At 35.5% G+C, this 19,013-nt stretch carries 19 protein-coding genes; 15 read left to right on the top strand and 4 right to left on the bottom strand.

Features of this window, described 5'->3' with window-relative positions; translation table 11 throughout:
• Positions 1-7 precede the first annotated feature (7 nt).
• Entirely contained in the window at positions 8-985 is a 978-nt protein-coding gene (locus DVK85_RS03375; protein ID WP_114677081.1) for a pyruvate dehydrogenase complex E1 component subunit beta, read from the bottom strand.
• Positions 986-1,207: 222 nt separating this feature from the next.
• Between DVK85_RS03375 and DVK85_RS03380 the strand changes: the two genes are divergently transcribed.
• The 10 genes from DVK85_RS03380 (at position 1,208) to porT (ending at position 9,143) form a co-directional block, all read left to right on the top strand.
• Positions 1,208-1,888 carry a hypothetical protein gene (locus tag DVK85_RS03380; RefSeq protein WP_114677082.1) on the top strand — a complete coding sequence of 227 codons (681 nt, stop codon included), beginning with the start codon at positions 1,208-1,210 and terminating at the stop codon, positions 1,886-1,888.
• Between the two features lie 211 nt (positions 1,889-2,099).
• On the top strand, positions 2,100-2,846 hold the full coding sequence (locus DVK85_RS03385) for an electron transfer flavoprotein subunit beta/FixA family protein (protein WP_114677083.1): 747 nt from the start codon (positions 2,100-2,102) through the stop codon (positions 2,844-2,846).
• A gap of 92 nt (positions 2,847-2,938) precedes the next feature.
• Entirely contained in the window at positions 2,939-3,907 is a 969-nt protein-coding gene (locus tag DVK85_RS03390) for an electron transfer flavoprotein subunit alpha/FixB family protein (protein ID WP_114677084.1), read from the top strand.
• A gap of 95 nt (positions 3,908-4,002) precedes the next feature.
• Positions 4,003-4,623: a bifunctional nuclease family protein gene (locus DVK85_RS03395; protein WP_114677085.1), complete on the top strand. Its 621-nt coding sequence runs from the start codon at positions 4,003-4,005 to the stop codon at positions 4,621-4,623.
• Positions 4,624-4,701: 78 nt separating this feature from the next.
• Positions 4,702-5,526 (top strand): thymidylate synthase, encoded by an 825-nt coding sequence (locus tag DVK85_RS03400; protein ID WP_114677086.1) that lies wholly within the window; start codon positions 4,702-4,704, stop codon positions 5,524-5,526.
• 38 nt (positions 5,527-5,564) lie between these two features.
• On the top strand, positions 5,565-5,933 hold the full coding sequence (locus DVK85_RS03405) for a 2TM domain-containing protein (protein ID WP_114677087.1): 369 nt from the start codon (positions 5,565-5,567) through the stop codon (positions 5,931-5,933).
• Complete coding sequence (locus tag DVK85_RS03410) at positions 5,933-6,424, top strand: dihydrofolate reductase (RefSeq protein ID WP_114677088.1); 492 nt, start codon at positions 5,933-5,935, stop codon at positions 6,422-6,424. Before DVK85_RS03405 ends, DVK85_RS03410 begins: the two co-directional genes overlap by 1 nt.
• A 564-nt stretch (positions 6,425-6,988) precedes the next feature.
• A complete protein-coding gene (locus DVK85_RS03425; protein ID WP_114677091.1) occupies positions 6,989-7,597 on the top strand; it encodes an alpha-ketoglutarate-dependent dioxygenase AlkB family protein in 609 nt (202 codons plus the stop codon).
• A gap of 105 nt (positions 7,598-7,702) precedes the next feature.
• The gene (gene ubiE / locus DVK85_RS03430; RefSeq protein ID WP_114677092.1) at positions 7,703-8,434 is read left to right on the top strand and encodes a bifunctional demethylmenaquinone methyltransferase/2-methoxy-6-polyprenyl-1,4-benzoquinol methylase UbiE; all 732 of its coding nucleotides are present in this window, start codon (positions 7,703-7,705) and stop codon (positions 8,432-8,434) included.
• A gap of 1 nt (position 8,435) precedes the next feature.
• The gene (gene porT / locus DVK85_RS03435) at positions 8,436-9,143 is read left to right on the top strand and encodes a type IX secretion/gliding motility protein PorT/SprT (protein WP_114677093.1); all 708 of its coding nucleotides are present in this window, start codon (positions 8,436-8,438) and stop codon (positions 9,141-9,143) included.
• Here porT and DVK85_RS03440 read toward each other — a convergent pair.
• Entirely contained in the window at positions 9,130-9,867 is a 738-nt protein-coding gene (locus DVK85_RS03440) for a TrmH family RNA methyltransferase (RefSeq protein WP_114677094.1), read from the bottom strand. The genes porT and DVK85_RS03440 overlap by 14 nt on opposite strands.
• Positions 9,868-9,906: 39 nt before the next feature.
• Between DVK85_RS03440 and tamL the strand changes: the two genes are divergently transcribed.
• From tamL to accD, 3 genes are all read left to right on the top strand, one after another.
• Positions 9,907-12,477, top strand: a complete 2,571-nt coding sequence (gene tamL, locus DVK85_RS03445) for a translocation and assembly module lipoprotein TamL (protein WP_114677095.1) — start codon at positions 9,907-9,909, stop codon at positions 12,475-12,477.
• Positions 12,478-12,524: 47 nt separating this feature from the next.
• The gene (gene fbaA / locus DVK85_RS03450; RefSeq protein ID WP_114677096.1) at positions 12,525-13,592 is read left to right on the top strand and encodes a class II fructose-bisphosphate aldolase; all 1,068 of its coding nucleotides are present in this window, start codon (positions 12,525-12,527) and stop codon (positions 13,590-13,592) included.
• 69 nt (positions 13,593-13,661) lie between these two features.
• Positions 13,662-14,516: an acetyl-CoA carboxylase, carboxyltransferase subunit beta gene (gene accD / locus DVK85_RS03455; RefSeq protein ID WP_114677097.1), complete on the top strand. Its 855-nt coding sequence runs from the start codon at positions 13,662-13,664 to the stop codon at positions 14,514-14,516.
• A gap of 33 nt (positions 14,517-14,549) precedes the next feature.
• Here accD and DVK85_RS03460 read toward each other — a convergent pair whose 3' ends face one another.
• Both DVK85_RS03460 and DVK85_RS03465 read right to left on the bottom strand, forming a co-directional pair.
• Positions 14,550-14,957 carry a hypothetical protein gene (locus DVK85_RS03460; RefSeq protein ID WP_114677098.1) on the bottom strand — a complete coding sequence of 136 codons (408 nt, stop codon included), beginning with the start codon at positions 14,955-14,957 and terminating at the stop codon, positions 14,550-14,552.
• Positions 14,958-14,980: 23 nt separating this feature from the next.
• On the bottom strand, positions 14,981-16,231 hold the full coding sequence (locus tag DVK85_RS03465; protein WP_114677099.1) for an ABC transporter permease: 1,251 nt from the start codon (positions 16,229-16,231) through the stop codon (positions 14,981-14,983).
• A gap of 156 nt (positions 16,232-16,387) precedes the next feature.
• Here DVK85_RS03465 and purH point away from each other — a divergent pair, with 156 nt between their 5' ends.
• Together purH and DVK85_RS03475 are read left to right on the top strand one after the other, a co-directional pair.
• Complete coding sequence (gene purH / locus DVK85_RS03470; protein ID WP_114677100.1) at positions 16,388-17,914, top strand: bifunctional phosphoribosylaminoimidazolecarboxamide formyltransferase/IMP cyclohydrolase; 1,527 nt, start codon at positions 16,388-16,390, stop codon at positions 17,912-17,914.
• Positions 17,915-17,976: 62 nt separating this feature from the next.
• Complete coding sequence (locus DVK85_RS03475; RefSeq protein WP_114677101.1) at positions 17,977-19,005, top strand: rod shape-determining protein; 1,029 nt, start codon at positions 17,977-17,979, stop codon at positions 19,003-19,005.
• Positions 19,006-19,013 lie beyond the last annotated feature (8 nt).

A 19,013-nucleotide genomic window follows, 5' to 3' on the forward strand; every position in this document is an offset into this window, starting at 1 on the left:
TATTTTGTTATTTATACATAACTTTTTTAACTGCCTTTACTACATCGTCTGCATTAGGTATCCACTCTTTAAGTAGTGCAGGTGAATATGGAGCAGGTGTATCGGCTGTAGTAATACGCTGTATTGGCGCATCTAAATAATCGAAAGCTCTTTCTTGAACAATATATGTGATCTCTGAAGCTACACTACCAAACGGCCAAGCCTCTTCTAATACTACTAATCTATTTGTTTTTTTAACAGAGTTAAGAATCGTTTCATGATCCATAGGACGGATAGTTCTTAAATCTACAATTTCGCAGCTTATTCCTTCTTTCTCTAGTGCTTCGGCTGCTTTAAATGCTTCTTTTAATATTTTACCAAACGATACTATAGTAACATCTTTACCTTCACGTTTTACATCGGCAACACCTAGTGGCAAAGTATATTCTCCTTCAGGCACTTCACCTTTGTCTCCATACATTTGTTCTGACTCCATAAAAATAACGGGGTCATTATCGCGAATGGCAGATTTAAGTAATCCTTTTGCATCATATACATTAGATGGCACAACTACTTTTAGTCCTGGTGTATTAGCAAACCAGTTCTCAAAAGCCTGTGAGTGTGTAGCTCCTAATTGTCCTGCAGATGCAGTAGGTCCACGAAACACCATAGGCATTGGGAATTGACCACCTGACATTTGACGCATCTTAGCAGCGTTATTAATAATCTGGTCGATACCAACAAGCGAGAAGTTAAAGGTCATAAACTCTACTATAGGTCTATTACCATTCATGGCAGAACCTACTGCTATACCAGCAAAACCGAGCTCGGCAATGGGAGTATCTATAACCCTCTTAGAACCAAATTCGTCAAGCATCCCTTTAGATGCTTTATAGGCTCCGTTATACTCAGCAACCTCTTCGCCCATTAAATATATAGCTTCATCACGACGCATTTCTTCGCTCATCGCTTCGCAAATAGCTTCCCTGAATTGTATTGTTCTCATGTATAAGTACTTTTTCGGTATTAAATGAAACGCAAAAATAAAACATTTAATTATTATTCAGTATCTCCAAACAATAATAATATCATTTAAAACATCATAATTTACATTATTTGACTAAAAAAAATCACGAAAACATTTTCGTAAAATAATCTACAATATAAAAGTATTTCAAATCAATTATCTATTTTTGATATAAATACAAAATCAACTAATTTAATTCTGATGAAAAAAATCTTGACTCTCCTATTTCTTTTTGTAGCGGTTATTGCAAATGCTGCAAAATACTACAAATCTAAAATCGAGTTTATAGACGGCAGCACAAAAGAAGGCTATGCCGAACTACCTAGCAACAGTATGTTTGATGGCGCCATTAAATTTAGAATAAGTAAGAAAGAAAAATCAATACGGTATGATTTCGATACAATCGAGTATATACTTTATTATACAGACTCGGGCAGGAAACACATATTTGAAAGGAAAAATATAAAATCAATATATGGTTCAAAGAAGAAACCACGCGAACATAATTTCAAATCAAAATACTGGTCGTTATTGAGATTTTCAGACCCTGTTATAAAATGTTATCAAACTGGAGAGAATTATTATATTGATGGGGAAGGGGAAATTACAGTTACTATAAAAAATAACATCGGGTTAGCTTCAACCAGCATTTGCTTTTTACGCCCCGATGAAGAAATACTCACTATGATAACTACTGGTGACATAAAGGGAGCGAATGTACTTGGGCGAGAAAGCAAATTTAGAAAAAGCGCAGCTCATTACTTTAAAGACGTTCCCGAATTGGTAGAACGTATAAGAGACAAAGAATTTAAAGCCGAAAATATCGAGGAATTATTAAAAACCTATGTTGCGTATAAAAACGGGCAGAATTCTAAAGAATAAAATTTTTATTAGTCTAAAGCAACAGTAATCTCTCACCAAAATTAAACATCTAGCAATAAAGCACTAATATTAGCCTGTTTTTTTATCACACACGTATTTTTAAAGCAGTTTTCTTAAAAATACACTATTTAATATGCGTGCATAATTTTTTATTCAGATTATTTTATTAATTTCGTAACAAATAAACATAAACTCCTATAACTTTATAAAAATGAAAATATTAGTCTGCATCAGCCACGTGCCTGATACTACTTCAAAAATCAACTTTACAAACAGCGACAGTGAGTTTGACACCAACGGTGTGCAGTTTGTAATAAACCCGAACGATGAATTTGGTCTTACCAGAGCAATTTGGTTTAAAGAGCAACAAGGAGCTAGCGTAGCAGTAGTTAACGTAGGCGGAACTGATGCTGAGGCTACATTGAGAAAAGCACTTGCTATAGGTGCTGATGAAGCTATACGTGTAAATGCTAATCCTACCGATGGTTTTTTTGTAGCAAAGCAAATTGCTGAAGTTGCAAAAAACGGAGGGTATGACCTTATTATAGCAGGAAAAGAATCATTAGATTACAATGGTGGTATGGTTCCGGGTATGCTAGCGGCTCTTTTAGGATATGATTTTGTAAACTCTTGTATAAAACTTGACGTTGAAGGTACTGATGCTAAAGCAATACGCGAAATAGATGGTGGTAAAGAAACTTTAAGTACTAAACTACCTCTTGTTATTGGTGGGCAAAAAGGGCTTGTTGAAGAAAAAGACCTTAAAATACCTAACATGAGAGGTATTATGCAGGCAAGACAAAAGAAACTTAATATAGTAGAACCAGTAGCAGCAGACAATACTACAAAAGCTGTAAAATTTGAAAAACCTGCAGCAAAATCAGCAGTAAAACTGGTAAGCCCTGATAATCTTGACGAGCTTGTAAACTTGTTGCATAACGAAGCGAAAGTAATTTAGTGTACCAATGAATCTATTTTTCAATGTACCAATGAATCTATCACGAGGCAATTGTTACATTGATACATTAAACCATTAAAAAATTTAAGACTATGTCAATCCTAATATATGCCGAATCAATAGAAGGAAAGTTTAAAAAAACTACTTTCGAACTTGCTTCATACGCAAAAAAAATAGCCGGAGAAACCGGTACAACTGTAACTGCACTTACCATTAACGTTACTGACACAGCAGCGCTTGGCGAGTATGGTGTAGATAAAGTATTAAATGTAAACTCAGATAAGCTAAAAGCATTTAATGCTAAAGCTTATGCCGATGTTATAAAACAAGCTGCACAAAAAGAAACTTCTAAAATTGTATTATTCTCATCTACTACAGATAGTTTATACACTGCACCACTTGTAGCGGTAGGTCTTGAAGCAGGTTTCGCTTCAAACGTAGTTGCATTACCAGAAAGCACTTCGCCTTTCCTTGTAAAAAGAACAGTGTTCTCTAACAAAGCATTTAATATAACAGAAATTAGTACTGATGTAAAAGTACTAGCTATAGGTAAAAACTCATTCGGTCTCATCGAATCAACATCAACGCCTACTGTCGAAGAATTTGCACCATCATTAAACGATAATGATTTTAGTGTAAACGTAGAATCGGTAGAAAAAGTAACAGGAAAAGTAACCATTGCCGATGCTGAGGTAGTAGTATCTGGCGGACGTGGGCTTAAAGGCCCTGAAAACTGGGGTATGGTAGAAAACCTTGCGGCAGTACTAGGCGCAGCAACAGCTTGTTCTAAACCAGTATCTGACCTTGGGTGGAGACCTCACAGTGAGCACGTAGGGCAAACAGGTAAGCCTGTAGCTGCTAACTTGTATATCGCAATAGGTATATCTGGAGCTATACAGCACATTGCAGGTATCAACTCATCTAAAGTAAAAGTAGTTATCAACACCGACCCAGAAGCTCCTTTCTTTAAAGTAGCTGATTATGGTGTTGTAGGCGATGCTTTTGAAGTTGTGCCAAAACTGATCGAAAAATTAAAAGAATTTAAGGCAAATAACTCATAATTTTATTATAAATTGTGCCCGTAAAAGGGCTATCCGAACAAGGGTGCTTTATCCTTGTCGGATAGCCTTTTTTTAGTTATAGTGGAAAGATTATTATGAGCTTAGTAAAACTAACGATTAAAGGAATTTCATACAGCCAAACTCAAAATGGCGCCTATGCATTAATCCTTAATGAAGTAGATGGAGAACGCAAATTACCTATTGTTATTGGTGCTTTTGAAGCCCAATCAATAGCTATTGCTTTAGAAAAAGAAATTAAACCTCCACGCCCTTTAACACATGACCTTTTTAAAAACTTTGCCGATCGTTTTGATATCGTGGTAAAGCAGGTTATTATACATAAGTTAGTAGATGGTGTTTTCTTTTCGAGTGTTATTTGCGAAAGAGATAAAATAGAAGAGATTATAGATGCGCGAACATCCGATGCTATAGCTTTAGCACTTCGTTTTAACGCGCCTATGTTTACATACAAAAACATTCTAGACAAAGCAGGTATTTACCTTAACATAAATCCTACAGAAGGAGATGCTGAAGGTATAATAACCGATGATGTATTATCTGAACCGCAAACATTTGGCACCGAAACTGTTTCGGGCGAAGGCTACTCACAATATAGCCTACAAGAGCTTAACGAAATGCTAGAAGGCGCAGTGCAGAATGAGGATTATGAAAAAGCGGCGAAAATTCGCGATGAGATATCTAAAAGAGAAAGCTAATTTGGTTCTTTACTCATTCGTTTATTTGGCAACTACCCCCAAATAAGCAAAAACCAAATTTACAAATACATAGGAAACATGAAGCAATATCACGACTTAGTAAAACACGTTTTAGAAAACGGTAATCAAAAAGGTGACCGAACTGGTACAGGAACGTTAAGTGTTTTTGGCTATCAAATGCGTTTTGACCTTAGTGAAGGTTTCCCTTTAGTTACTACAAAAAAACTACACTTAAAATCAATTATACACGAATTACTTTGGTTTCTTAAAGGCGATACTAATATTGGGTACCTTAAAGAAAATGGCGTAAAAATATGGGATGACTGGGCTGACGAAGATGGCAATCTTGGTCCTGTATATGGGCATCAATGGCGTAACTGGGATAGTAAAGAAATAGACCAGATTACAGAACTTATAGAAACACTAAAAACCAACCCAAATAGTCGCCGTATGGTTATCTCGGCTTGGAATCCTAGTGTATTGCCTGACACTTCAAAATCGTTTAGTGATAATGTTGCCGAAGGTAAAGTAGTGCTACCTCCCTGCCATGCTTTTTTTCAATTTTATGTAAACGATGGCAAATTATCTTGCCAGTTATACCAGCGTAGTGCCGATATATTTTTAGGCGTACCTTTTAATATTGCATCTTATGCATTGCTTACCATGATGATAGCACAGGTATGCGGACTAGAAGCAGGCGATTTTATCCATACGTTTGGCGATGCACATATCTACAACAACCATATAGAACAAGTAAATTTACAACTGAGCCGTGAACCGCGCCCATTACCAAAAATGGTACTTAACCCTCAAGTAAAAGATATTTTCGACTTTAAATTTGAAGATTTTACACTCGAAAATTACGACCCTCACCCGCATATAAAAGGAGCAGTAGCGGTATAGTTTTTTTCACTACCTTTATTTAGTTTAAAACTAAAGACATGGATAAAGATCAACAAGAATTATATGAATATGCCCGAAAGCGCGTAAAGCAAAAAAAACTGGTTTACCGGCATTTCATCCTGTTTTTAATCGTGAGCCCTTTTCTTTTTGTTATAAATAAATGGTTTAATGTTCAGGAAGTGTACAACTGGTACTTGTGGGTAATAACAGCTTGGTTGTTTTTATTTATACTGCACTTTGTAAAAGTTTTTGTTACCGAAAGCTTCATTAATAAAAAATGGGAGCGTGAGCAAATAGATAAGCTGGTAGCACGACAAGAACGGCGTATCGACCAACTTGAAAAGAAAATAAACAAGCCTTCTGATAATATAGATAATTCTACAGAAAATAACAATACTACACTGTAATGACAATTACCCTTATTGCGGCGGCAGCCGAGAATAATGCTCTAGGGAAAGACAACCAAATGGTATGGCACTTGCCCGACGATTTTAAACGGTTTAAAAAACTTACTACAGGACATTGTATTATAATGGGGCGCAAAACGCTGGAAAGCATGAATGGCGCACTACCCAACCGCACAAACATAGTTATTACACGACAAAAAGATTACACCTACGAAGGCTGTACCATAGTACATAGCCTAGATGAAGCACTTTCTGCCTGCCCACAGGATGAAGAGGTTTTTGTAATAGGCGGTGGCGAAATTTATAAACAAGCTATTGATAAAGCCGATAAAGTAGAACTGACTCGCGTGCATACTACAGTAGAAGCCGATGCGTATTTCCCTGAAATTGATACTGACAAATGGGAGCTTATTAATGAAGAATACCACCCAAAAGATGAAAAGCATAAGGTTGATTTTACGTTTAGGACATTTAAAAAACAAAATCAATGAATAATGAATCTAATAAAGAACTTGAATTTTCTCGACTTCAAAAAGAGTGGAGAGATCATTCTGTAAATCAGTTATCAAACGTTAACAACATTTTTCTTGGCTTATCTTCAGGCTTGTATATTTACCTAATGAATATTGACTGTCAAACATTTTTTTTTCCTTATCAGTTTTTTCCTTATCAGTTTTTGCCTTATCAATATCTATCCTTTTTGGTTTAGGGGTTTTATTTTCACGATTATATGATTTTAGAATTTCTCGAAGGCTAAATTTAATACGTAAACGTTATTATAAAGAATATGAAAAAGATGACTTACCTCGCAACGACTTGGGTTCGATTAGTTGTAAAGACAGAACAAAGGCATTATATAAAATATTATTTCATGAACTCCCTGTAATTACATTGGAAATAATTAAAAAAAATGATGAGTGGAAAAATGATTTTAAAAAATTGAGAGAACTATCAATAGTACTAGGTAATGCAACTTGGAGATGGACTAAAATTCAAATTATATCATTTTTAATTAGTGGTTTTGCATACACTCTTTTTCATTTCCTTCATGTATAATGAACCTCTTCTCCCCATCATCCCCACAAGAAACCAACCTCCTGCCCTATGATGGTACAGTACATTATTATGGAAGTATTTTTTTGCAGGAAAAAGCTAACCATTACTTAGAGGAATTACTCAATAATATTGAATGGAAAAATGACGAAGCAATTATTTTCGGAAAGTTGATAACCACCAAACGCAAAGTGGCATGGTATGCCGAACAACCCTTTGAATACACCTATAGTAATATTACCAAAAAGGCTTTACCCTTTACCCCAGCATTAGCCAAACTAAAAGCCCTAACCCAGAAACATACAGGAGAAACCTATAATTCCTGCCTGCTTAACCTGTACCACGATGGCAGCGAAGGCATGGCATGGCACAGCGATGGCGAAAAAGACTTAAAGAAAAACGGAGCAATCGGTTCACTAAGTTTTGGAGCTACGCGCAAGTTCGCTTTTAAGCACAAAGAGAGTAAAGAAGCCGTATCGATAATTTTAGAACACGGCAGCCTGTTAGTCATGAAAGGCACTACCCAAACCCACTGGCTGCACCGCCTACCACCTACAAAAATGGTAAAAACCCCACGCGTTAACCTTACCTTCAGGACTATAGTCCGATAAAGCATTTACTTCAACAATTTATAATTTTATGTTAGCCTTATAGGGTTACGTCATTTATAGCCTGTTATTATTAAAAGTTCTATTATCTTTGCCCAAAATAAAAAAATGCCAAAAAACGTAACACCATATAAAGACTCCGAGCTAGGTAAAAAAGAGCAGGTAGCCCAAATGTTTGATACTATTTCTGAGAAATACGATGGTCTTAACCGTGTAATCTCGTTTGGTATTGACATAAAGTGGCGTAAAAAAGTGCTTAAAATGGTAGCGGACACTAAACCACAAACCATACTGGATATCGCTACAGGCACAGGCGATCTTGCTATATTGATGACAGCTACATCGGCAACCGAGATTATAGGTGCTGATATCTCAGCAGGAATGCTGGATGTGGGGCGTAAAAAAATAGCGGAGCGCAAAATGGATAACAAAATACAAATGGTACTTGCTGATAGCGAGAATTTACCTTTTGATGATAATTATTTTGATGCCATTACCGTAGCCTTTGGTGTTCGTAACTTCGAAACGTTAGAAAAAGGATTATCCGAAATACTCCGAGTGTTAAAACCATGTGGTATTTTTGTAATACTCGAAACCTCTGTACCCACTAAATTTCCGTATAAACAAGGATATAATTTTCATTGTAAATTTATATTACCTACTATTGGTAAATTATTCTCTAAAGACAAGTCAGCTTATGCCTACCTAAGCGAGTCGGCATCTGTTTTCCCGTATGGTGAGGCTTTAAACAATATTTTGAGAAAAATCGGGTTTATAGAGGTACATCATTTGCCACAAACATTTGGTGTGGCTACCATTTATTCCGCTTCAAAAAAGTAAAATGAAGAAACTGTTTTTATATATAACATTACTTACGGGGCTAATATGCAACGCGCAGTTTGGCACTCAAGTCTTTGCTAAAGACCCTATTGTTAATCTTGAAAATTTTGACAAGCAACGGGTACACTGGGGTTATTTTCTTGGTTTTAACAGCTACGGCTTTAAAATGGATTATAAAGATGACCCAGGTGTAGATGTAGAGGTAAAAGGAACTACGGGCTTTAATGTTGGGCTAGTAGGTAACTTAAGATTATTCGAGTATTTAGATTTACGCTTTGAGCCTGGATTGATTTATACGCAAAGAAACTTGAGTTTCCCTGAAGTACAAGACGAATATGACCGACTAAGAGAGGTGAAATCTACCTATATACATTTCCCTTTATTACTTAAATTCTCTGCTAAAAGAACAGGAAATGTAAGACCATACCTTGTGGGTGGTTTTTCGCGTACACTAAATTTATCAAGTAATGAGAATGCGCAAGACGACAATCTTAATGATATTTTTAGAATGAAGAAAATGACCAATAACTGGGAAATTGGTTTTGGTGTCGATCTTTATTTTGAGTATTTTAAGTTCTCACCTTCTATACGTGGAGTATTCGGGCTTAAAGATGAACTTGTTCGCGACAAAGACCCTAACAGTCCCTATACAGGTAATATAGAGGCAATGCGAACACGCGCTATACTTATCAACTTTACCTTCCATTAAGATTACGACAAAACTCGCTTAACAGTATTGCGGTAGCGGTAGCTACATTAAGGCTCTCTGTCTCCTGTACTTTACCAAATCGTGGTATTGCTATTTTTTGCGTTACTTTTTGTGCTATTGCATCTGAAATACCATTAGCCTCGTTCCCCATTACTATAATGCCTTCTTGTGGTAATTTTTGAGTATATACATTTTCGCCATCCATAAAAGTTCCAAAAACAGGAAGTCTAGTATTGGTTATATAATTTTCTAAATCAGTATACACCACATTTACCCTTGCAATACTCCCCATAGTAGCCTGCACTACTTTTGGGTTATATAAATCGACACTTTGCTCTGAGCACACTAAATTTTCTATACCAAACCAGTCACAAAGCCTTATTATAGTGCCTAAATTACCCGGATCGCGAACATCATCTAGTGCAACAATTAGTCCTTTTTCGGTCACTTGTTTTGTTTCTGGCATTTTAAAAACACCTAGACAACTATTAGGATTAGTCAGTGCGCTTATTTTTTTAAGCTCAGCATCAGTTACTGGTATAATTTTGGCAGTAGTAACACCTTGAAAAACGGTTTGTGTAGTATAGAGTTCTTGCAATTCAAAATTGGAATTAAGTAATTCCTGTACTACCTTTATCCCCTCAGCAATAAACAACTTATGTTGTTTCCTATATTTTTTTTGCTGTAAACCCGTTATTAGCTTAATTTGGTTTTTACTAACCATAAAAAATGTATTTTTGAATTACTATTTGGTACTACCGTCTTGAGAAATAAAACAACAAAAATAGCACTATTTATATTATCGGGTTTCTTTTTATACTCATGTTCTGTTGTAAAGCGAGTTCCCGAAGGCGAACATCTCTTAGAAAAGAATAATATAGAGGTAAATGGCGAGTCGAAAAATGACGATGCGTTGAAGGATCAACTGTATCAACAGCCCAATTCAAACATATTGGGATACAACCTACGACTACATTTATACAATCTTGCTAAACCCGATGCCGATTCGTCTTATAAAGCGTGGCTAAACCGTGACCCAGAACGACATGACTTTTTAAAAAAGCTATTATCAGAAAAACAAGTTCAGCGTTTCGGTAAGTCATTTGTGGTATCAGGCTATAGTAATTTTCTTAAAAAAGTGGGAGAAGCACCTGTAACTATAGATGCCGTGAGGGTTAGAAAATCGGCAAACAGACTTTTAGCATATTATTACAAACAAGGCTTTTTCCGCACAAAAGTAGGCTATAGTATAGATACTCTTGGAGGTAAGAAAGCTCAGATAAATTATAAAGTAGCTACAGGTAAGCCTTATGTTGTAGACTCTATAAACACTTATATTGAGACACCTGTTCTTGATAGTTTATACCAAACTACACAAAAAAACTCTTTAATAAAAAAGAATAAACAATATAATGAGAGCGACTTTGTAGAAGAAAGAGAGCGTATTAAAACTTATTTTAAAAATAGAGGTGCTTATAACTTTGAGGTTAACAATATATCTTATGTAGTAGATACTGTAAACACAAACTATAAAGCCAATGTAGATCTTATTATTAGTAATGAAACAATAAGAAATGAAGATACTACTTATGCCCAACCTTTTAAACTATACAAAATAAGTCAGGTAAATATTTATACTAAAAACTTAGCCGATAAAAGTCAAAAAATAGACAGCACGTCTTATAAAGGTTTTAAAATATTTAGTACTGGAAAACTTAATTATAGAGCGAAAGCACTTACTGACCCTGTTTTTATATTACCTGGCGAAATGTATGCCGACTCTACCCGATCGCTTACTTATAAATACATGAATAACTTAAGGATATTTGATTATCCTAAAATACAATATGTTACCGATAGTACTGATGTAACAGGAGAATCGTTAATAACAAACATTTACCTTAGCCCGTGGAAAAAATTTAAATTTATTGCCTCTGCAGATGTTACCCATTCTAATATTCAAGATATAGGTTTAGAAGGTAGCATGGGGGTTTCTATACGAAATGTATTTCGTGGAGCCGAAATTTTAAACCTTACAGTAAGAGGTAACTTAGGCTCATCTAGTGATCCTGATATTGCTGACCGTAGCTTTTTTAATATTCAAGAATACGGAGCAGATGCAAAACTTAGCTTCCCAAGGATTTTTTTTCCTATTAAAACGGAAGGAATTATACCAAAAAGCATGATACCCTCTACCTTAGTAAGTTTTGGTATAAGTAGGCAACAAAATATTGGTTTAGATAAAGAAAACTTCTCAGGTATTTTAAATTACAACTGGAATCCAAAAGAAAAAGTTACAGCTAGTATGGATTTATTCAACATTCAATATGTACGTAACGTAAATCCGCAAAATTATTTTAATGTATACAATTCATCTTACGACAAACTAAATGATATTGCTAATACTTATGTGAGCGCTGTAAACCCTGATTATTTTGTAGAAAACACAAACCCGAATCAGGACAGACAATTAATAATTGAAAATGGTACAAGTGCTTTTATTAATGAGGTAACCGATGGTACTATCGCTGTATCTTCAGAAGATAAAAGAAGTGTAAGAAGTATTGAAGAACGAAAAAAACGACTTACCGAAAACAACCTAATTGCAGCTACAAACTTTACTTACACAACCAGTAATCAAGAGAACAATACAGACGAGACCTTTTTTGTCTTTAAAACAAAAATAGAAACAGCAGGAAATACACTTGGACTATTATCTGCAATTACTGACAATGGAAAAAGAAGTAGTAGTGGTAATAGAACCATTTTAGATGTTGAATATTCTCAGTATGTAAAAGGAGAAGTCGATTTTATAAAACACTTTGACTTAAGGAGAGGAAAAGTCTTAGCAATGCGTGCTTTTTTCGGGCTAGCTCTGCCTTATGGTAACTCTAACTCTATACCTTTTACTCGAAGTTATTTTGCAGGTGGTAGCAACGATAACCGTGCATGGCAATCATATAGCCTTGGACCAGGAAGAAGCGGCGGGCTTAATGACTTTAACGAAGCTAATCTAAAAATGGCATATAGTGCTGAGCTGCGCTTTAATTTATTTGGTCAATTAAATGGTGCTATATTTGGCGATGTTGGTAATATATGGAATGTTTTTGACAGCCAAGAAGACCCTGATTACACTTTTAACGGATTAAGTTCTTTTCGTGATCTCGCATTAGGATCAGGCTTTGGAGTCCGGTATGACTTTAATTTCTTTGTAGTAAGGCTTGATCTTGGTTTTAAAACCTATGACCCAGGCAGACCCGTGAATGACAGATGGTTTAAGCAGTACAATTTTTCACACACTGTTTACAATGTCGGAATTAATTATCCTTTCTAAACTTAAAAATACTATTTTTGTATATCTAATTCTTAAATCAAAAAATAATGGCTCACAACATCAAGCCCGGTGTAGCTACCGGAGACCAAGTCCAAGAGATATTTAAATATGCTAAAGAGAAAGGTTTTGCATTACCAGCTATAAACGTTACAGGATCTAGTACTATAAACGGTGTAATGGAAACAGCTGCAAAACTTAATGCGCCTGTTATCATACAATTCTCTAACGGAGGATCTGCATTTAACGCTGGTAAAGGACTATCTAACAACGGAGAAAAAGCAGCTATACTTGGTGCTATTGCTGGAGCAAAACACATACACACACTTGCCGAAGCTTACGGAGCTACAGTAATTTTACATACAGACCACTGTGCAAAAAAACTTTTGCCTTGGATAGACGGACTACTTGATGCTAGTGAAACACACTATAAAGAGCATGGAAAACCATTATTTAGTTCGCACATGATTGACCTTTCTGAAGAGCCAATCGAAGAGAATATTGAAATTTGTAAAACATACCTTACCAGAATGAGCAAAATGGGCATGACCCTAGAAATTGAGCTTGGTATTACTGGTGGTGAAGAAGATGGTGTTGACAATACTGATGTTGATAGCTCTAAACTATATACACAACCTGACGAAGTAGCTTATGCTTACGAAGAGTTAAACAAAATATCTGACAAGATTACTATTGCTGCTGCTTTTGGTAATGTACACGGAGTTTACAAACCAGGTAATGTAAAACTTACACCAAAAATTCTTAAAAACTCGCAAGAGTATGTACAGGAAAAATTCAATACTGAAGCTAATCCTGTAGATTTTGTTTTCCATGGTGGTTCAGGTTCTACTCTTGAAGAAATAAGAGAGGCTATTGGATATGGCGTTATCAAAATGAATATTGATACTGACCTACAGTATGCATTTACCGAAGGTGTTCGTGATTACATGGGCAGTAAAGTAGAGTACTTAAAAACACAAATAGGTAACCCAGAAGGTGCTGATGTACCAAACAAAAAATATTATGACCCAAGAAAATGGGTTCGTGAAGGCGAGCTTACTTTCAACACAAGGTTAGAAAAGGCTTTTGAAGACCTAAATAACGTAAACACACTATAAGTTAGAGGCTGTTGGTTTATTTAGGCAACCCCTCGATAAACCAGCAGCTATTAATTAAATTGAATAAATATGGCTTGGTTTAAGAGAACGGAAAAAGGAATACAGACACCAACCGAAGACAAGAAAGATGTACCTAAAGGATTATGGTACAAGTCGCCTACAGGTAAAATTATAGATGCTGAGGAGCTAGAAAGAAATTTTTATGTAAGCCCAGAAGACGGTTACCATGTACGCATAGGTAGTAAAGAATATTTTGCTATACTTTTTGATGATAACGAGTTTACAGAACTTGATGCTAACATTACATCAAAAGACCCTTTAAAATTTGTTGACACTAAGAAATATAGCGATCGTCTAAAAGAAGCTACTGAAAAAACCAAGCTGAAAGATGCTGTGCGAACAGCTGTAGGAAAATCTAAAGGAAAAGATCTTGTAGTATGCTGTATGGATTTTGCATTCATTGGCGGATCTATGGGAGCTGTAGTAGGAGAAAAGATTGTTCGTGGTATAGATCATGCTATCAAAAACAAATTACCATTTGTGATGATTTCAAAATCTGGTGGTGCAAGAATGATGGAAGCAGCAATATCGTTAATGCAACTTGCTAAAACATCTGCAAAGCTATCACAACTTGCTGATGCTGGTTTACCATACATATCATTATCTACAGATCCTACTACGGGTGGCACAACAGCATCATATGCTATGCTAGGTGACATTAACATATCAGAGCCTGGTGCGCTTATTGGGTTTGCAGGACCTCGTATCGTAAAAGATACTACAGGTAAAGAATTACCAGAAGGTTTCCAAACTGCTGAGTTTGTAATGGAACATGGCTTCCTTGATTTTATTACGCCAAGAAAAGAACTAAAAGATAAAATAAACCTTTACATCGACTTGATACAAAATCAAGCAGTTCGATAAAAACAAAAATCCCGCCAGTGGCGGGATTTTTTATTATTTTAAAGCCTGACAATCATCTATATAATAAGGATAATTATAATATGTTCCTATATAAGTATTATTTTTGTGACCAGGACTTTCACTTCCAACAGAAACTAAAAACTGGTGATTTACATCCCAAATTAAATAATAGAAAGCTATGCTGTAATTAGTAGTTTCAAGACTTGAAACGCTATTATTTAAAAGTTTCTTATCAATCATTTTAAAAGATATTCTACATTTTTTTATGAAATCTTTTTCTCCAATAAATACTAAAGTATCATTATCTTTTTCTCCATAATACAACGTATAATTATCATACCTCTTTTTATCAAAAACTTGAAAGTAATCACCATCGGTATTCTTTTTACTAGCACACGATAATAAAACAAATGATATACAGTAAAGATAGAGTAGCTTCATAAAAATTTAAACGATTGAAAGAATTACATACCCGTTCTAATCGCCTCAACAGGATCTAGTTTAGATGCTGCGATAGCAGGTAGTATACCAGAAATCAGTCCTATAAAAGTTGCCAACCCTGTACCTATCATTACATTAGCAAAACTAAGTATAAACTCAAAATCAAGTGCATTAGTAAGCACCTCAGCAATACCCCACACCATAAGCATACCTACTATACCCCCTATTAAAGAAAGTATAACGGCTTCGAATAAAAACTGAAATAATATAAAACGGTTTTTAGCACCCAGTGCTTTTTGAATACCAATAAGATTGGTACGCTCCTTTACTGATACAAACATAATATTAGCAATACCAAAGCCCCCTACCAATAGAGAGAATCCGCTAATAATCCAGCCTATCATATTCATCTTACCAATGATATCATCAATCATATCGGTAAAACCAGCAAGTATATCAATCATAAAGTTGCTTATATCGCCTGCTTTTATTCCTCTATATGAACGTAGTTTCTGGGTAATATCTGCCTTAACCGCATCAGGGTCGGCATCTGGCATTGGTTTAATAACAATAACAGGTGTCATAAAGCTATTATTATCGCCATACATTCTACGTATAAAATTAGCAGGGATAATAATTGTAATATCATTACTTGGTCCAAAAGTACTTTCACCTTGTTTCTCTATAACCCCAATAACGGTAAAACGCTGACCGTAAATACGTATCTTTTTATCAATAGGATTTTGTGTTCCAAATAAGTTCTCTGCAACCTCTCTCCCTATTACTGCTACAGCTTTACCCGAATTTGATTCGGCCTCATTATAAAAACGTCCATCTGCTATATTCAAACTCTGAATATCAGCAAACTCATAAGACGCAGGAACCATATTAATACCACTAACCGAATTATCTTCATACTTTACCATCTCATTCTTGGTAAATATCTGGAAAGCCATATACTCTGCCAATGGCACAGCATCTTTAAGGTATTGGTATTCGTCATAAGTCACATCAGGAAACTGCTCACGTTTCCAACGCGGAACTTCTGATGGTCCAAAAGAAAAACGTTTCAGGTACATAGTATTCTCATCTACCTTACTTAAATCTTTTTTAATTTTTTTATCTAAAGAATCTACTGCAGCAAGCACGGCTATAATAGAGAATATACCAATAGTAACCCCCAATAGCGAAAGTAACGTTCGGAGTTTGTTATTTATTAATGCACTCATTGCAAATGCAAGACTCTCTCTAAGTAAACGTAGGTATAAAAGCATAGCAATTTATTTGTCTTGTGTAAAATTCCATATTTTTTTCGCAAAAACCTAAAACATCAAATAATAAAATAAAAAAGGTTAAAATAATGCATGTTATCTCTTTGAATGTTAAGCCTGCATTAACTACTTTTGCATCTTTAAACACAACTACATAAAATGAGCACACAAAAAACCATTTCATCAGCACTTATATCTGTATTTAGCAAAGAGGGACTAGAACCTATAGTACGCAAATTACATGAAAATAATGTAACTATTTACTCTACAGGTGGCACAGAATCTTTTATTAAAGATTTAGGAATCCCTGTTGTAGCAGTAGAAGACGTAACCTCTTACCCTTCAATACTTGGTGGGCGTGTAAAAACATTACACCCAAAAGTTTTTGGTGGTATTCTTAACCGTCAAGACAATGAGCAAGATGTACAGCAGATGCAAGAATATAACATCCCGCAGATAGATTTGGTTATTGTAGATTTATATCCTTTTGAAAAAACAGTAGCTTCGGGCGCAGCTGAAGCTGATATTATTGAGAAAATAGACATTGGCGGTATTTCACTTATACGCGCTGCTGCAAAGAATTTTAAAGACACCATAATAGTAGCATCAGTAAACGATTATAGTCTGTTTTTAGAAACAATTACTAAAAATAATTGCGCTACTACAATAGAAGAGCGTAAATTATTTGCTGCAAAAGCATTCCATACCTCATCGCATTATGACACGGCTATATTCAATTACTTTAATACTGATGACACATTTTACAAAGCAAGTGTTGCTGACGGGCAGGTATTGCGCTATGGCGAAAACCCACACCAAAAAGGATTCTTCTTTGGCGAATTTGACAAAATATTTGATAAGTTACACGGAAAAGAGCTATCTTACAACAACCTATTAGATGTAGATGCGGCCGTAAACCTAATGCAGGAATTTAAAAATGATGCACCTACATTTGCCATACTAAAACATAACAACGCTTGCGGGCTAGCTACAAGAGCTACTATAAAAGAAGCTTACCTTGATGCACTTGCTGGCGATCCTACATCAGCTTTTGGTGGTGTATTAATTTCGAATACTAAAATTGACGTAGCAACTGCCGAAGAAATTCATAACCTTTTCTGCGAAGTGGTTATAGCTCCTGATTATGACGATGATGCGAAAGCAGTATTACAAGGAAAGAAAAATAGAATATTATTAGTACAACATGATGTAGCACTACCTACTAAGCAAGTACGAACCTGTTTAAACGGATTGTTAGTACAAGATAAAGACAACATTACAGATACTAAAGAACAACTTAAAACCGTTACGATAACATCGCCTACAGCGCAAGAGATTGAAGATCTTATTTTTGCATCTAAAATATGCAAGCACACTAAGTCAAACACTATTGTATTTGCAAAAAACAAACAACTTTTTGCATCGGGCACAGGACAAACCTCTCGTGTAGATGCATTAAGACAAGCTATTGATAAAGCTGTATCTTTTAAATTTGACCTAAACGGAGCTGTTATGGCAAGTGATGCTTTTTTTCCATTTCCAGACTGTGTGGAATTGGCAAAAAACGCAGGAATCACCGCAGTTATACAGCCTGGAGGATCTATAAAAGATGAATTAAGTATTAATTATTGTAACGAAAATAATGTTGCAATGGTATTTACAGGAACAAGACATTTTAAACATTAATTTTAGTACTTTTGTAAGCCTGAACACTTATAAAACACGAACCCTAAATACATTAATAAAGTATGGGATTTTTTGATTTCATGACCGAGGATATTGCCATTGACCTTGGTACCGCAAATACCCTCATTATCCATAACGACAAGGTTGTTATAGACAGCCCCTCTATTGTAGCACGCGACCGAGTATCGGGAAAAATAATTGCTGTAGGTAAAGAGGCAAGTATGATGCAGGGTAAAACGCATGAAAACATAAAAACCATACGTCCGCTTAAAGACGGGGTTATTGCCGACTTTGATGCTTCTGAACAGATGATAAGTTTGTTTATTAAAAGTATCCCTGCCTTAAAAAAGAAACTTTTTAAACCAGCGCTTCGCATGGTTATCTGTATCCCATCGGGTATTACCGAAGTAGAAATGCGTGCAGTAAAAGAATCGGCAGAAAGAGTAAACGGCAAAGAAGTATATCTTATTCATGAGCCTATGGCAGCAGCAATAGGTATTGGGGTAGATATTATGCAACCAAAAGGTAATATGATTGTAGATATAGGTGGTGGTACTACCGAGATTGCAGTTATTGCACTTGGAGGTATTGTATGTGATAAATCGGTAAAAATTGCGGGAGATGTTTTCACTAATGATATTGTATATTATATGAGAACGCAGCATAACCTTTTTGTAGGAGAAAGTACTGCCGAGAAAATAAAGATACAGATAGGTGCTGCACTAGAAGACCTAGAGTCGCCGCCAGAAGAAATGTCGGTACAAGGACGTGACTTACTTACAGGTAAGCCAAAGCAAGTAGATGTTTCTTATAGAGAAATTGCAAAAGCATTAGACAAATCTATACAACGTATAGAAGATGCTGTAATGGAAACGCTATCGCAAACACCGCCAGAACTTGCAGCAGATATATACAATACTGGTATATACCTCGCAGGAGGTGGCTCGATGCTTAGAGGACTTGATAAAAGGATATCTCAAAAAACTGATTTACCTGTTTATATTGCCGAAGACCCATTGAGGGCAGTAGTAAGAGGAACAGGAATGGCACTTAAAAACATTCAAAAATTTAGAAGTATACTCATAAAATAAAGAAATAA

The sequence above is a fragment of the Flavobacterium arcticum genome (assembly GCF_003344925.1).
Classification (GTDB): Bacteria; Bacteroidota; Bacteroidia; order Flavobacteriales; family Flavobacteriaceae; genus Flavobacterium; species Flavobacterium arcticum.

Bases quoted from the DNA above. Each gene is read 5' to 3' on its own strand.
- DVK85_RS03380 (WP_114677082.1), top strand. From the start codon at position 1,208: ATGAAAAAAATCTTGACTCTCCTATTTCTTTTTGTAGCGGTTATTGCA.
- DVK85_RS03390 (WP_114677084.1), top strand. From the start codon at position 2,939: ATGTCAATCCTAATATATGCCGAATCAATAGAAGGAAAGTTTAAAAAA.
- DVK85_RS03375 (WP_114677081.1), bottom strand. From the start codon at position 985: ATGAGAACAATACAATTCAGGGAAGCTATTTGCGAAGCGATGAGCGAA.
- DVK85_RS03465 (WP_114677099.1), bottom strand. From the start codon at position 16,231: ATGCTTTTATACCTACGTTTACTTAGAGAGAGTCTTGCATTTGCAATG.
- DVK85_RS03400 (WP_114677086.1), top strand. From the start codon at position 4,702: ATGAAGCAATATCACGACTTAGTAAAACACGTTTTAGAAAACGGTAAT.
- purH (WP_114677100.1), top strand. From the start codon at position 16,388: ATGAGCACACAAAAAACCATTTCATCAGCACTTATATCTGTATTTAGC.
- DVK85_RS03475 (WP_114677101.1), top strand. From the start codon at position 17,977: ATGGGATTTTTTGATTTCATGACCGAGGATATTGCCATTGACCTTGGT.
- DVK85_RS03395 (WP_114677085.1), top strand. From the start codon at position 4,003: ATGAGCTTAGTAAAACTAACGATTAAAGGAATTTCATACAGCCAAACT.
- ubiE (WP_114677092.1), top strand. From the start codon at position 7,703: ATGCCAAAAAACGTAACACCATATAAAGACTCCGAGCTAGGTAAAAAA.
- DVK85_RS03425 (WP_114677091.1), top strand. From the start codon at position 6,989: ATGAACCTCTTCTCCCCATCATCCCCACAAGAAACCAACCTCCTGCCC.
- DVK85_RS03405 (WP_114677087.1), top strand. From the start codon at position 5,565: ATGGATAAAGATCAACAAGAATTATATGAATATGCCCGAAAGCGCGTA.
- DVK85_RS03410 (WP_114677088.1), top strand. From the start codon at position 5,933: ATGACAATTACCCTTATTGCGGCGGCAGCCGAGAATAATGCTCTAGGG.
- DVK85_RS03385 (WP_114677083.1), top strand. From the start codon at position 2,100: ATGAAAATATTAGTCTGCATCAGCCACGTGCCTGATACTACTTCAAAA.
- DVK85_RS03440 (WP_114677094.1), bottom strand. From the start codon at position 9,867: ATGGTTAGTAAAAACCAAATTAAGCTAATAACGGGTTTACAGCAAAAA.
- accD (WP_114677097.1), top strand. From the start codon at position 13,662: ATGGCTTGGTTTAAGAGAACGGAAAAAGGAATACAGACACCAACCGAA.
- DVK85_RS03460 (WP_114677098.1), bottom strand. From the start codon at position 14,957: ATGAAGCTACTCTATCTTTACTGTATATCATTTGTTTTATTATCGTGT.
- porT (WP_114677093.1), top strand. From the start codon at position 8,436: ATGAAGAAACTGTTTTTATATATAACATTACTTACGGGGCTAATATGC.
- fbaA (WP_114677096.1), top strand. From the start codon at position 12,525: ATGGCTCACAACATCAAGCCCGGTGTAGCTACCGGAGACCAAGTCCAA.